12 protein-coding genes are annotated in these 12,439 nt (G+C 41.1%); 4 read left to right on the top strand and 8 right to left on the bottom strand.

Annotated features, from left to right (window positions below):
• Positions 1 to 63 precede the first annotated feature (63 nt).
• Complete coding sequence (sat, locus tag IM450_RS15900; protein ID WP_110543118.1) at positions 64 to 1,233, bottom strand: sulfate adenylyltransferase; 1,170 nt, start codon at positions 1,231 to 1,233, stop codon at positions 64 to 66.
• A 131-nt stretch (positions 1,234 to 1,364) separates the two neighbouring features.
• Between sat and IM450_RS15895 the strand changes: the two genes are divergently transcribed.
• Positions 1,365 to 2,069 carry an SDR family oxidoreductase gene (locus IM450_RS15895; protein ID WP_002803710.1) on the top strand — a complete coding sequence of 235 codons (705 nt, stop codon included), beginning with the start codon at positions 1,365 to 1,367 and terminating at the stop codon, positions 2,067 to 2,069.
• Positions 2,070 to 2,303: 234 nt separating this feature from the next.
• The gene (gene hppD / locus IM450_RS15890) at positions 2,304 to 3,389 is read left to right on the top strand and encodes a 4-hydroxyphenylpyruvate dioxygenase (protein WP_287670583.1); all 1,086 of its coding nucleotides are present in this window, start codon (positions 2,304 to 2,306) and stop codon (positions 3,387 to 3,389) included.
• Positions 3,390 to 3,571: 182 nt separating this feature from the next.
• On the opposite strand, the gene IM450_RS15885 is transcribed toward hppD, so the two are convergent.
• Both IM450_RS15885 and IM450_RS15880 read right to left on the bottom strand, forming a co-directional pair.
• Complete coding sequence (locus tag IM450_RS15885) at positions 3,572 to 4,105, bottom strand: retropepsin-like aspartic protease family protein (RefSeq protein WP_287670581.1); 534 nt, start codon at positions 4,103 to 4,105, stop codon at positions 3,572 to 3,574.
• 83 nt (positions 4,106 to 4,188) lie between these two features.
• Positions 4,189 to 4,530, bottom strand: coding sequence for a histidine triad nucleotide-binding protein (locus tag IM450_RS15880; RefSeq protein WP_149989075.1), 342 nt, complete (start codon positions 4,528 to 4,530; stop codon positions 4,189 to 4,191).
• Positions 4,531 to 4,710: 180 nt separating this feature from the next.
• Between IM450_RS15880 and IM450_RS15875 the strand changes: the two genes are divergently transcribed.
• Positions 4,711 to 6,237 carry a YifB family Mg chelatase-like AAA ATPase gene (locus IM450_RS15875; protein ID WP_287670579.1) on the top strand — a complete coding sequence of 509 codons (1,527 nt, stop codon included), beginning with the start codon at positions 4,711 to 4,713 and terminating at the stop codon, positions 6,235 to 6,237.
• Between the two features lie 274 nt (positions 6,238 to 6,511).
• On the opposite strand, the gene IM450_RS15870 is transcribed toward IM450_RS15875, so the two are convergent.
• Positions 6,512 to 7,813 (bottom strand): hypothetical protein, encoded by a 1,302-nt coding sequence (locus IM450_RS15870; RefSeq protein WP_287670577.1) that lies wholly within the window; start codon positions 7,811 to 7,813, stop codon positions 6,512 to 6,514.
• Positions 7,814 to 8,011: 198 nt separating this feature from the next.
• On the opposite strand from IM450_RS15870, the gene IM450_RS15865 reads away from it, so the two are divergent.
• Positions 8,012 to 8,440 (top strand): hypothetical protein, encoded by a 429-nt coding sequence (locus IM450_RS15865; protein WP_002743840.1) that lies wholly within the window; start codon positions 8,012 to 8,014, stop codon positions 8,438 to 8,440.
• A 74-nt stretch (positions 8,441 to 8,514) separates the two neighbouring features.
• On the opposite strand, the gene IM450_RS15860 is transcribed toward IM450_RS15865, so the two are convergent.
• From IM450_RS15860 to IM450_RS15845, 4 genes are all read right to left on the bottom strand, one after another.
• Positions 8,515 to 9,081, bottom strand: a complete 567-nt coding sequence (locus IM450_RS15860) for a hypothetical protein (RefSeq protein WP_287670575.1) — start codon at positions 9,079 to 9,081, stop codon at positions 8,515 to 8,517.
• Positions 9,081 to 10,469: an AAA family ATPase gene (locus tag IM450_RS15855; protein WP_287670573.1), complete on the bottom strand. Its 1,389-nt coding sequence runs from the start codon at positions 10,467 to 10,469 to the stop codon at positions 9,081 to 9,083. Before IM450_RS15855 ends, IM450_RS15860 begins: the two co-directional genes overlap by 1 nt.
• Before the next feature lie 103 nt (positions 10,470 to 10,572).
• On the bottom strand, positions 10,573 to 11,157 hold the full coding sequence (locus IM450_RS15850; RefSeq protein WP_002751273.1) for a pseudouridine synthase: 585 nt from the start codon (positions 11,155 to 11,157) through the stop codon (positions 10,573 to 10,575).
• 171 nt (positions 11,158 to 11,328) lie between these two features.
• On the bottom strand, positions 11,329 to 12,117 hold the full coding sequence (locus IM450_RS15845) for an ABC transporter permease (RefSeq protein ID WP_104395812.1): 789 nt from the start codon (positions 12,115 to 12,117) through the stop codon (positions 11,329 to 11,331).
• Positions 12,118 to 12,439 lie beyond the last annotated feature (322 nt).

Raw genomic sequence — 12,439 nt, 5'->3', positions numbered from 1 at the left:
GTGGAAGCAGAAACTTAAATCGTGAGGTTTAGGAATCGCCGCACTTTTAGGGCGGCGAGGATGTCAAGATCCTTGCATGGCGCGGATTAATTCGGCAGCCACTTCTGGACGGGAGAATTCCGGAGGTGGTAATTCTCCTTTACGCAGCAGTTCCCGGACTTTCGTTCCCGAAAGGTGGATTCTTTCTTCAGGTAAACTGGGGCTAGTTTTGGTGGTTGCCATTCCCGAAGTGCGGGTACAGTAGAAAGCGTGTTCAAACTTCATCGGCACGATTCCCAATTCCCCCGGCTCGAACTCATCAAAGATATACTGAGCATCGTAGGTTCCGTAGTAGTCGCCGACTCCGGCATGGTCACGACCGACGATAAAATGGGTACAACCGTAGTTTTTACGGATAATAGCGTGGAAAATTGCTTCCCGGGGGCCAGCATAACGCATAGCTGAGGGGTTGATAGCTAGAATAACGCGATCTTGGGGAAAGTATTTATCCATCATGATCTCATAGCAACGCATCCGCACATCGGCCGGCACATCATCGCTTTTGGTAGCGCCGACAAGGGGATGCAAGAATAAACCATCTACCACTTCTAGGGCGCATTTTTGAATATATTCGTGGGCCCGGTGGATGGGATTACGGGTTTGGAAACCGACAATCGTTTTCCAAGCTTTTTCGTGGAACATTTTGCGCGATTGCAGAGGATCGATCTGATATTTGGGAAACTGGGGATGAGGATCGCGCTGAAGTAACCATATTGGACCTGCGAGGTTAATTTCTCCCTGTTCGTAGAGGACTTTTACCCCGGGATGTTTATGATCGTCGGTACGATAGACGTTAACTGCTTCGTGGGCTTTATTATAACGGTATTTTTGGGTTAGTTCTAGGACTCCGACAAAGTTGCCTTCGCTGTCATCTAAACGAATCCAGTTGCCTTCTTTGAGAGGATCCGCCACTTCTTCCCTAACGGAAAGAGTCACGGGAATTGCCCAGGGTAAACCATTGATTAGACGCATATCATCGACGACTTTTTCGTAGTCGTCCTGTTCCATAAAGCCTTTGAGGGGACTGAAACCACCAATAGCAATCATAACTAAATCCGAGAGCGCTCGTTCATCTAAGGAAACTCGCGGTAGTTTTTCAGCTAGGGCCAGAAATTCGGCTTTTTCGGCAGCGGTAGCAATACGATTAATTAATTGCCCACCGTGGGGCGCGATTCCTTCGGTCAGTACAGTCATAAAAATTTCTTTACATTGTCACGGTTTATCCTATCAGAAGTTGGTTAACCCTTAATCAAGGGGTTGGGACTAGCGATGATTTTCCAGTCGGAACAGTTTACAATAAGATTTGTAAAGAATTATCAATAATTATGAGCGAAAAAGTTGTCCTGATTGTCGGTGCTACGGGGGGGATCGGTGCCACTTTAGCGCGTAAACTAGCTGTTAATGGTCATAAACTCGTATTAGTGGCCAGAAATGCCGATAATTTATCTAATTTAGCTGGTGAGTTGCCTTGTCCTTCTTTAATTGTGCCGACGGATATCACTAATCCGACTCAGGTGGAAACTTTGATGGCAAAAATTGTCTCCCATTACGGCCGGTTGGATGTGTTGGTTAATGCGGCCGGAGCCGGTGTGATGAAACAATATAATAAAATCACGCCGGAAGATTTAGATAAAATGCTCGACCTCAATCTGAAGGGGAGTTTTTATACCTGTCAGGCTGCCGCTAATGTGATGAAGGAAAATAAGGCCGGTCATATCTGTAATGTGGTGGGAATTTTAGGTAAGCATTCTATGGCTATGGCTGCCGCTTATTGTGCTTCTAAATACGGGGTGGTCGGTTTTAGTAAATGTTTGGCCGATGAGTTAAAACGCTATGGTATTAAAATGACTTTATTCTATTTTGGTGGTGTCGATACTCCTTTTTGGGATCAGGTGAGTTTAAAAGTTGATCGCACTAAAATGTTAACCGCTCAAACCGCCGCCGATGCTATCTATTTTGCCATGAATGCTGAACCCCAAGCCGTCCCCATGGAAATTAATATTCAACCCGATAGTCATCTCTTTTTTTAGTCATCAGCTTTTTCAGTTATCAGTTATCAGTTATCAGTTATCAGTTATAGTCATTTCAGATAAGTCTGATACAGTCTAGACCGACAAAATCCTTATGAACTCTGGGATTGATATTCTCAATCTTAATTGAAATGACTATATCAGTTATCAGTGAATAGCATTAAGTGGCAAGTTCGGAGTTTTATTATCACTGTTTACTGTTTACTGAAAAACACCCCTTTTTTGACTTTATCTATGTTTATTGATCATATTCATTTTTATGTAGAATCGGCTAAAAAATGGCGAGATTGGTTTGTGGGGGTGATGGATTTTCAGGCGATCGCAAGTTTAGTTAATCTCCACACACACACGGAAATAGTTGGCAATGGAATCCAAAAAGATAAAACTAAACAGATTATTTTTATCTTATCTTCTCCCTTAAATTCCCTTAGTCCCGTGGCGGAATTTTTAAGTAAATATCCTGAAGGGGTGGCGGATGTAGCTTTTCAAGTGGAGGATTTAGACAGTTTAGCTAGGAAAATTAAACAGGACATTTTTATTGAGGAAACTGTTTTAGCTAGGGGTAAGATAAAAAGCTGTCAAATCTCTAGCATTGCTGATCTCAAACATACGTTAATTGAAAGACAGGGAATCACGCCAATTTTAGCCGATCCTAATCTGATTCAATACGATAGTAGGGAACAATATAATCAGGATATTCTGGCAATTGATCATTTAGTTTTAAATGTTTTTCAAGGGAATTTAGAGTTAACAGCCAATTGGTATGAGGAAAATTTAGGCTTTAAAAAAAGGCAAGCTTTTACTATTAAAACGGACCGTTCTGGTCTTTATTCTCAGGTGCTTGTTTACCCCGAAACTGAATTAAAATTACCGATTAATGAACCAGATAGTAACAGTTCTCAAATTCAAGAATTTTTAGATATTAATCAAAAATCTGGCATTCAACACATTGCTTTAAAAACAGAAAACATTGTAAACTTAACTCAAAAATTAAAAGAAAAAAAGGTAGAGTTTTTATCAGTTCCCGACAGTTATTATCAACAAATTAACTATCAAAAGAAAGATTTTAATATTGCCGATTGGGAATGGTCAGAAATCAAAAAAAGGGAAATTCTAATCGATTTTGAACAAAATAGTCATTCCCTCCCAGAAAAGCCAACTTTACTGCAAATTTTCACTAAACCAATTTTTTCTCAGCCGACTTTCTTTTTTGAATTAATCGAGCGACGTCATGCCGCTAGAGGTTTTGGAGAAGGCAACTTCCAAGCGCTATTTGAAGCGATCGAACGGGAACAAATACAGCGAGGAACTTTAGATTAGAGTCAGAAAAAGGAGCATTTTCCCCATGAGACTAAGTAGGTAGGTGTTAAAAGTTTTCAGACACCCCCCTTATCAAGGGGGGCAGGGGGGATCCCCCCGCCTATCGGCACCCCCCTTATCAAGGGGGGCAGGGGGGATCGAACCTAAAATCCATTTTTAATTTAATTATAACCAGCTACTTATCAACGATGACGTAATTCAATCACATCTTTTTTGATCGTGACATCATAGGAACCAAAAAAGGTTTGTCCCAAGAGTCCTAACCCTTCCATTTGGGGAGAAATACCAACAATCTGATTAGATAAAGCCACCTCGCCCACTTTAACAGAATTAATGCGACCAAGATACACAGTAACGACACCGCCGGCGGTATGAGCGAGTACTTCCTTTTCCCGTTTGACTTTCATCGCTTTTGCCATGGCATCGGTGAGGACGATCGAACTAGCTCCCGTATCAAAAAGCATTTCATAATAGTGACGGTTATTAAAAACTACCATCACCGTGGGAATGCCGTTAACCCGGCGTTGAATCGGTAACTGATAAACTTGCGGGGAATTTTTCCTATTTCTGGATGAACCGCCACAGAGACGGCTAAGATCTATGTGTTGTCCATCTGCTCTTTGGAGAAAGCATTCCGATTGAGCGAGAGTCGCAGCGGTGAAGGGAAATAACAGCAAAGTGCTGGCTAATGCGATCGCAGAAATAGACTTATTCATGGGTTCAACATCGAGAAGACCGACTCGGAAAAGAACGCTTCTAGCCCTATAATTCCCCAAAAATGCGGGAAAATAAGGGGGGTTTAACCCGGAGGCCAAGCCATTGGGCGATCGCCTAAGAGATGGACATGAAGATGATCGACGGTTTGACCCCCATGTTCCCCATTATTGATCACCACGCGATAACCTTGACTTAATTTGGCTTCGGCGGCCACTTTTTTAACAGTTAGTAACAAATGTCCCAATAAATCTCGATCGCTTTCGCTGGCTTCCTCTAGTTTCGGAATCGGTTTTTTGGGGATAATGAGGATATGGGTGGGTGCTTGGGGATTAACATCTCGAAAAGCGAGAACCAGATCATCTTCATAAACGATCGAGGCTGGAATTTCTTTACGGATAATTTTGCTAAAAATAGTCTCGCTCATAGACAAATTGCTTTTTTTTTAACTATACCATTAAGCTCTCAGCTTTTCTGGTTAGGTTATACCGAGAAATAGGCTGATTTTCAGGGTAAATTCCCAGATAAAATCATTTTTATGCGGAAAACTAGCCGAACATCCTGTTTAATTTTCCTAAGAACTCACTTTATTTTTAGTTGAGCCAAAATGTTAGCAAGGGTTTGGAGTGCGGCAATTATCGGCATCGATGCCATTAAAATCGGGGTAGAGGTGGATGTATCGGGGGGATTACCCGGAATTGCCGTGGTGGGTTTACCCGATACCGCCGTGCAGGAGTCGAAAGAAAGGGTAAAAGCTTCCCTAAAAAATGCCGGATTTGCCTTTCCCATCCGCAAAATTGTCATTAATTTAAGTCCCGCCGATATCCGCAAAGAGGGGCCGATTTATGATTTACCGATTAGTATCGGCATTTTAGGAGCCTCCGAACAGGTAGAAGCCGATTTATTGGGGGATTTTCTCTTTTTAGGTGAATTATCCCTCGATGGTAGTTTGCGTGCCGTGGCGGGGGTTTTACCCATTGCTGCCGCCGCCGAAAAAATGGGGATCAAGGGTTTAGTGGTTCCCGCCGATAATGCCAAAGAAGCGGCCGTGGTCAAAGGCGTACAAGTGTATGGATTTCGTCATCTATCGGAAGTGGTAAATTTCTTAAATGAACCCGATCGCTATTCACCGATGACTTTTAACGCTGCCGAGGAATTTGGGCGATCGCAGGTAAATCTCCCCGATCTCAAGGATGTCAAAGGCCAAGCAATTGGCCGGCGGGCCCTGGAAATTGCCGCAGCTGGAGGTCATAACCTAATTTTTGTCGGGCCACCGGGCAGCGGTAAAACCATGTTAGCGCGACGTTTACCCGGTATTCTGCCCCAGCTTACCTTTGCCGAATCCCTAGAAGTCTCCCAGATTCATTCCGTCGCTGGATTACTGAAGGATCGAGGTTCTCTGGTGCGCGAGCGTCCTTTTCGCAGTCCCCATCACTCCGCTTCTGGAGCGGCGCTGGTGGGAGGTGGCACTTATCCCCGACCGGGAGAAATCTCCCTTTCTCACCGTGGTATTTTATTTTTGGACGAATTAACGGAATTTAAGCGCAGTGTCTTGGAATATCTCCGACAACCCCTAGAGGATGGTTATGTGAGCATTTCTCGCACTCGTCTTTCCGTCGCTTTTCCGGCCCGTTTTACCCTGGTGGCGAGTACCAATCCCTGTCCCTGTGGTTATTACGGTGATTCGGTGCAACCCTGCAGCTGTTCACCGCGACAACGGGAACAATATTGGGCGAAATTATCGGGACCGCTTTTAGACCGTATTGACCTACAAGTGACGGTAAATCGTCTGAAACCGGAAGAAATGACCCAAGAGAGTCGGGGAGAAGCTTCTGAGCAAGTGCGGCAACGGGTAGAAGGGGCCAGACAAAAGGCCAGCGATCGCTTTCAAAATACGGGGATTCGCTCTAATGCGGAGATGAATTCCGAGCATTTGCGGCGTTTTTGCGCTCTGGATGATAGCAGTCGCCATATTTTAGAAGGGGCAATCCGAAAATTGGGTTTATCGGCCCGAGCAATGGATCGCATTCTCAAAGTTGCCCGCACCATTGCCGATTTAGGAGATAGTGAAATGCTGAAAAGTTCCCACGTTGCCGAAGCAATTCAGTATCGCACTCTCGATCGTTTAAGTTAGGGTTTGCGGCAAAAAGTTTGTTGCTGGGGTTAGGAGTCGGTCGTCAGGATTCAGGATTCAGGAGACAGCTTTTTTCTTCCCACTTCCCACTTCCCACTTTCAAGTCAGAATAACAGAATGACCTCCCACACAGCAAAAGCGATTAAGTAGGTAGGCGTTAAAAATTATCAGACACCCCCGTTATCAAGGGTAGGGTTGATTCATGAATCAACCCTACCTTATCAAGGGGGGATTAAAGGCAAAATCCATTTTTAATTTAATTATAACCAGCTACTTAATCGGGGGATTCTAAGCGTTTTTGCCATTCTCGATCGATTTTATCCGATCGCTCGATCTCTTGTTCGAGATAGTCTTGATCGGTAGAATAACTAATATCAGCATCACTAATCACTTTTTGGTCAGCGAATTGACGAGAGTAGGCCAGTTTTTGCTCTAATTCAGGATTATTTTGTGCTAATAGATCTGCTCTTTTTTCTCGCTGTTGATTGCGTTGATTAACCCGCTCATTTCTCCACTGTAAAAAGAAATAACGACCGAGAGGAATCCCCAAAAAAGCAGCGGCATAACTCAGGAGAAAACCGTAGATTCCTGTGACTATCGACCCCAGAGAACCGCTCAAATCGACACTATCACTCTTGAGCAAATATCCTAAAACTAAAGCGAGGATAAAGTTAACCACCCCTAAACCTAAAGCTAAGATAATTTGACCACTATCTGCTTCGCTAAACTTCCAGCGTTTTTCCTTTAGATAGGGCGAAACTGTTTGTAATTTTCTCTTTTTAGTTGTCACCTGTAGATCGGGAAAATAATAGATAATATCGCCTCGATCGGACACTTGCGGCAACCCATTAAAACGAGTTAAAACTGGGAGTATATAATCTTCTGCCTCCTCCTGACTGGGGTTAATACTATCGAGATAGGGGGCAATTTGTGGAGCGATAATCGAGCCACGATTATTTTGAATTACTTTACCGATAGTTTGCCAGCGTCTCTCCTCTAAATTAAAATTAGGATCGCCATCGCCAAAAAGAAAAGAAAAAACTGACTCGAGAAAATTCATCTTACTAGGGGGTTTTTCTGCCTTAACTTCCCTATCTCTTTTTTCGTAGTAGTTATTACCAAAATCGGGATAAAAAATCCAGAAAAAGTCCGTGGGAAAGAAGTTAATATTAATGTTGTTATTTCCCGAATTGTTATCCGAGTCACTATCTTTGAACATTAAGCCGATCAGGATTGCCAGAATAGCCAGCAAGAGGATTAAAATCGAAATAATTAAAACAATGCCAAAGGAAATGCGAATAACATAAAAAACTACTTTCCAGATTTTACTGGCGAAAGCTTTTAACTGCAATTGCCAATATTTATTCAGAAGAATTGAGCGAAAATTTTCGGGGAAAAGATAGATAATCTCCCCCGTATCTGCTACCTGTAAATGTCCCCCCGCTTCCGCAGCTAAAGCTAATAATCCCTGTTGTGCAGCGTTAATCTCTAAACCCGATTTTGCCGCCACATCACCCACCGTAACCCGATAGCCTAATTTTTCGATCGATTGTAATAGAGACTCTTGGGGATTCATAGAAAATACTGTTCCTCTCGATTATCCTATTTTCTAGTTTAGTTTTGATTTTGTCTTTTTGGCAGCGGCTATCTTGATTGACGGGTGCGGCATTTTGGACTCGATCGAGAAAATATCGTTATAATTGTTCCAATAGTCGCAAAAAGCAGGGCTAAACTGTATAAATAGTTACTTTATAAGCAATTATCAGAGGTGAGCATGAATGCGTCGGAACAGGCAAAAGGATTAGAATTAACGGCGAAGATCGCCACACTCGTCAACCTGTTTAAACAACAATTCCCCGATGCAAAGGCAGATCTGAAACCTTGGCGCAACGATCCCCACACAAGGGAGTTAACGGATCCCGACTCGATCGATATCGCTTTCCATTTTCCAGGCTGGAGTCCCAGAATTCAAGGGCGCAGTATTCTGGTACAAATTCGTTTTCATCTCGATAGCGAGGATCAGCATCAGCGTTTGATTGGCTTAGAAATGCAGGCTTTTAACCATCAAGGAACCGCTTGGCGACTATCTACGGTGGAAAATTGGCAATTAGTCGGCAATTATCAACCTTCTCCTAAGGTGGCTGATAAGTTAAAATATTTCAGCCGGCAGGTGTTTGAAGTTTTTAAAAATGAGCATCGATAAGGCTCTTTCGGCACTCTCGGCAAAAGATCGTTATTCGATCAAGATTAAATCGGTCATAATGAGAAGCTATAGGACTAAATTAATTCTTGAAAGTGCTTCGCTTGAGCGGAAATTTTTAACATTTTTTCTGGTTGATCGTGAATCTCACTTTTTTGAGAAGGTTTACGGCTGCTCGTGGTTGTTTTAGAGATACTGATATTTTTAATACTAACAAAGCGATATTGATAGTCCTGAAGAAAATCGGGTTGATTCCAAAATAAGCGTCCGATTTCACGACAATAGGAGACAAAGCATTTGGCTCCTTTTAATTGTTTAATTATCGATGAATTAGAATCTCCGCTTTTCTTCATTTCCAGACAAAGGATAACTTTTTCAGAATTGGTATTAGCGATAATTATAAAATCTGCACGCTTACATTCACCTTTATTACCAGTAAAAATTTTGCGGACATCAAAAAACTCATCTAGCTTGATCACAATAACTCGATCGGGTTCAGGCATTCCACTAATCACAAACGAATAGTTATCTTGATTTTCTGTCAGTTTCAGTAAATAAATATCTCGTTTGTACTCTTTTTTATACTCTAACTCTACTATCGCACAATCCCTAATCATTTCTTTGAGGATAGCAATATCAGACATTACTCCTCACCCCAAATAATAGCCGTTTGAATACGATTCATATTTTCGATAGTAGTATCAAAACTACGCGCCTCAATACCCATTTCTGTATCAATTTTAGCGGGAGTTAAAGTGTTAAATTTGGTTTTTCTTTTTTGTCCTTTTAACATCTTTAAAGCTTTTTCAGCAATATAGACTTTAACTTGATCGGCCGATAATAATTCCTCTTGTCTGTAGCCTTCTTCTGCGGCAATTTGTTTCAGATGTGGTTGATCATGGTTGAGCATAATTAATGTGTTTATTTCTTTGATAATATAATCACTGTGAGTAGTGATAAAAACTTTAATACCAATGTTGATCAGTCGAGCGAAAAGTTTAGCGATACGGCGTTGATTTTCTGGATGGAGATTTAATTCAGGTTCATCTACTATCAACAAATCTCCGATTTGAGCTTCGTGTCTTAAATAAAAGCCAATGTCTAAAAGAGAAAGTACAGCACTAGAACTTTCATCCATCGATAGTCTAAGTTTTTTTCCTTTAGGAATGTAATAAAGTTCATCATTGCTAGTAATCATATATTGACCACCAATAATATCGGCAAAATCTTCTAAAATACTGGGATGATTTTCGGCGATAAAGCTAGTTTTTTTGACAATTGTTTCTATTTGTCTAGTAAAATCTACATTTTTTTTGACTGGTAGCGCATAATCCTGAGAAACATTAAATAACAGTTCTCTAGGATTAAAATTGCTATTTTTACTAATTTCTTCCAGTAAACGATTACGAGCAAAATTTAACTCTTTGCGAAAAATTGCCGCTCCTGTTCTTTCTGCACTGGCAATAAATGGCCTGGGAAAAAACTGAGAGAAAATTATATCTTGGATGCTGTCGTAAATGATATCCTCAAGAAAATGCACTGGCAGATTTATTTTTTCTGTTTCTGTTAATAATGTAATGGATAAATAAGGGTCATTTTCAGGTTTGCTAATCGAGATAATTTCCCATGTTGCTGTACTAATTTTCCTTTCATACTTATTTTGAAATTGAATATTGTCAAAATTTAATTCTATCTGAAAATCAACATTTTTAAACCTCTCCTCGTTGGCAGCAAAAACTTCAGGTATTTGTTGAACATATCTTTGACAACCTGTAGTAAGAATACTTTCACACTGTTGAACATACTCCTGTAGATCGAGACTAATTACACCATCAGAAAGTAGTTGATTAATTTTTTCTTTGAGGCCAAATCTTGGCCCCGTTAATAGTCTTCGCCAATTGTCTAAAAAACCGAATAAAGCGTAGGTAGCATAAGTTTTACCTGTATTATTACCACCACAGATAATTGTGAGGTCGCCTAGACTGAATTCTGCCTGTTTTAAAATGCCAAGATTTTTAATTTTAACTTTCATGTTTGTCTTAGGTTTAATATTCACGATTATAGATAATTGTGGGTCATTTGATCAAGTCCCACACTATACATTCAACTTTGGTTATCAAGGTTGCTTACAGAAATTATAACCTTTCTAAGGCTTTTCTCTCTTTTTCAGTCACTTCTCGCCATTGACCGGGTTGTAATCCTGTTAAGCATAATTTATTGTTTTTGTCAATAGTAATGGCTGTTCTAATTAATCTTAAAGTGGGATAACCAACGGCAGCCGTCATCCGTCTTACCTGACGATTTCTTCCCTCAGTTAAGGTAATTTCTAACCAAGCGGTGGGAACAGATTTTCGATAACGAATCGGTGGCTCTCTGGGGGGTAAATCTGGTTCAAAATCTAGTAAATTAACTATTGCCGGTCGAGTGCGATAATCCTGTATAGGAAGACCTTGACGCAATTTTTCTAAAGCGTTTAGGTCTGGAATTCTTTCGACTTGTACCCAATAGGTGCGCGGATGAGCAAATTGACGATGACCCAAACGATGCTGTAATTGACCGTTATCTGTGAGTAATAATAATCCCTCGCTGTCCCTATCTAAACGACCGACAGAATAGATATTTGGGATGGGAATATAATCTTTTAAAGTCGAGCGACCATTTTCATCAGTAAACTGACATAATACATCGTAGGGTTTATAAAAAAGGATATATTTATTCAAGGGAAAAAGGAGTCAGGAGATAGGAGTCAGGAGATAGGAGCTTTTTACTTTTATCAGTAAAAATTAAACAGTAATCCGTGAAAAGAAAGCTCAAAACTTGCCACTTAATACTGTTCACCGAATACTTAAATCTGATAACTGATTACTGATAACTGATAACTGATTACTGATTCAATCCCGTTGATGGGAGAATTGATAAGCACCGACAATCGAGAGAAGAATAGCGACGATTAATAAAATGGGGATAGCGAACCAAGGAAATTGATTTATATCGTAGGCTGCGGATCTTAATCCCAGACTAGCATAGGTGAGGGGCAAGGAATAAACAATAATTTTTAATGGCCAGGGTAAGGTTTGGGGATCGAAAAAAGTTGCTCCTAAAAAAGACATCGGCACGATTAAAAAGTTATTATACAGACCGACACTTTCGAGGGATGTAACTCGCAATCCGACAATTGCCCCTAAACCGGCAAAGACGGCACAATTTAAGATTAAAACTAATAAAAAGAGGGGATTGAGAAAACTGACAAATTTTCCTGTAAATAAGATAGCAACGAGAATCACTGATGCAGAAGTCATTACACCGCGCAAAATTCCCGCGAAAACTTTGCCTAAAAATAATGAGAGGGGATGGACGGGAAGTAATAATAATTCCTCGAAGGTTTTACTAAATAAGCGATCGCCACATATCGAAAAGGTGGTTCCCCCGAAACTGATCGCCATTGAGGACAGGGCCACCATTCCGGGTAAAATAAATTCTAGATAAGAATCGCCGAGCGAGGGTTTCATCGAGCGATCGAGGGCGCTTCCCAACCCCAACCCGAAACCGATAATATAGATTAGGGGAGAAACTAAACCTGTGGCGGCGATCTGAAGGACTCTCGCGCGTAAATCTAGCCATTCTCCCCAAAATACGGTTAAAGTGTCTGTTAATATCGTCTGAGCTTGAGCTAGTTTCACTGGTATTTTGGTTAATTAGTAAATATACTTTTAATAATAATTAATAATTGTCCCCTTTTTCAAGGGCGAGCTTTTCGCACCAGAAAAATAATCATCGTCTAAGGATAGGCAAGAGGGATTGGGGGAGATTCAGCTAATTTAAGGATAGGCAAGAGGCAAAAGGCAACAGTAAAGGGATTGGGAGAGATTCAGCTAATTTAAGGATAGGCGGTTAAAATCCGTTTTAGCTTACTTAAGTAGCTGGTTATAATTAAATTAAAAATCGATTTTAGGTTCGATCCCCCCTGCCCCCCTTGATAAGGGGGGTGCCGATAGGCGGGGG

The organism is Microcystis sp. M083S1 (genome assembly GCF_020246405.1).
Lineage (GTDB): Bacteria > Cyanobacteriota > Cyanobacteriia > Cyanobacteriales > Microcystaceae > Microcystis > Microcystis aeruginosa_C.
This window is presented reverse-complemented; position numbering and strand designations above follow the sequence as displayed.

Coding starts and splice junctions, on each gene's coding strand:
- sat (WP_110543118.1), bottom strand. CDS start 1,233: ATGACTGTACTGACCGAAGGAATCGCGCCCCACGGTGGGCAATTAATT.
- IM450_RS15895 (WP_002803710.1), top strand. CDS start 1,365: ATGAGCGAAAAAGTTGTCCTGATTGTCGGTGCTACGGGGGGGATCGGT.
- hppD (WP_287670583.1), top strand. CDS start 2,304: ATGTTTATTGATCATATTCATTTTTATGTAGAATCGGCTAAAAAATGG.
- IM450_RS15885 (WP_287670581.1), bottom strand. CDS start 4,105: ATGAATAAGTCTATTTCTGCGATCGCATTAGCCAGCACTTTGCTGTTA.
- IM450_RS15880 (WP_149989075.1), bottom strand. CDS start 4,530: ATGAGCGAGACTATTTTTAGCAAAATTATCCGTAAAGAAATTCCAGCC.
- IM450_RS15875 (WP_287670579.1), top strand. CDS start 4,711: ATGTTAGCAAGGGTTTGGAGTGCGGCAATTATCGGCATCGATGCCATT.
- IM450_RS15870 (WP_287670577.1), bottom strand. CDS start 7,813: ATGAATCCCCAAGAGTCTCTATTACAATCGATCGAAAAATTAGGCTAT.
- IM450_RS15865 (WP_002743840.1), top strand. CDS start 8,012: ATGAATGCGTCGGAACAGGCAAAAGGATTAGAATTAACGGCGAAGATC.
- IM450_RS15860 (WP_287670575.1), bottom strand. CDS start 9,081: ATGTCTGATATTGCTATCCTCAAAGAAATGATTAGGGATTGTGCGATA.
- IM450_RS15855 (WP_287670573.1), bottom strand. CDS start 10,469: ATGAAAGTTAAAATTAAAAATCTTGGCATTTTAAAACAGGCAGAATTC.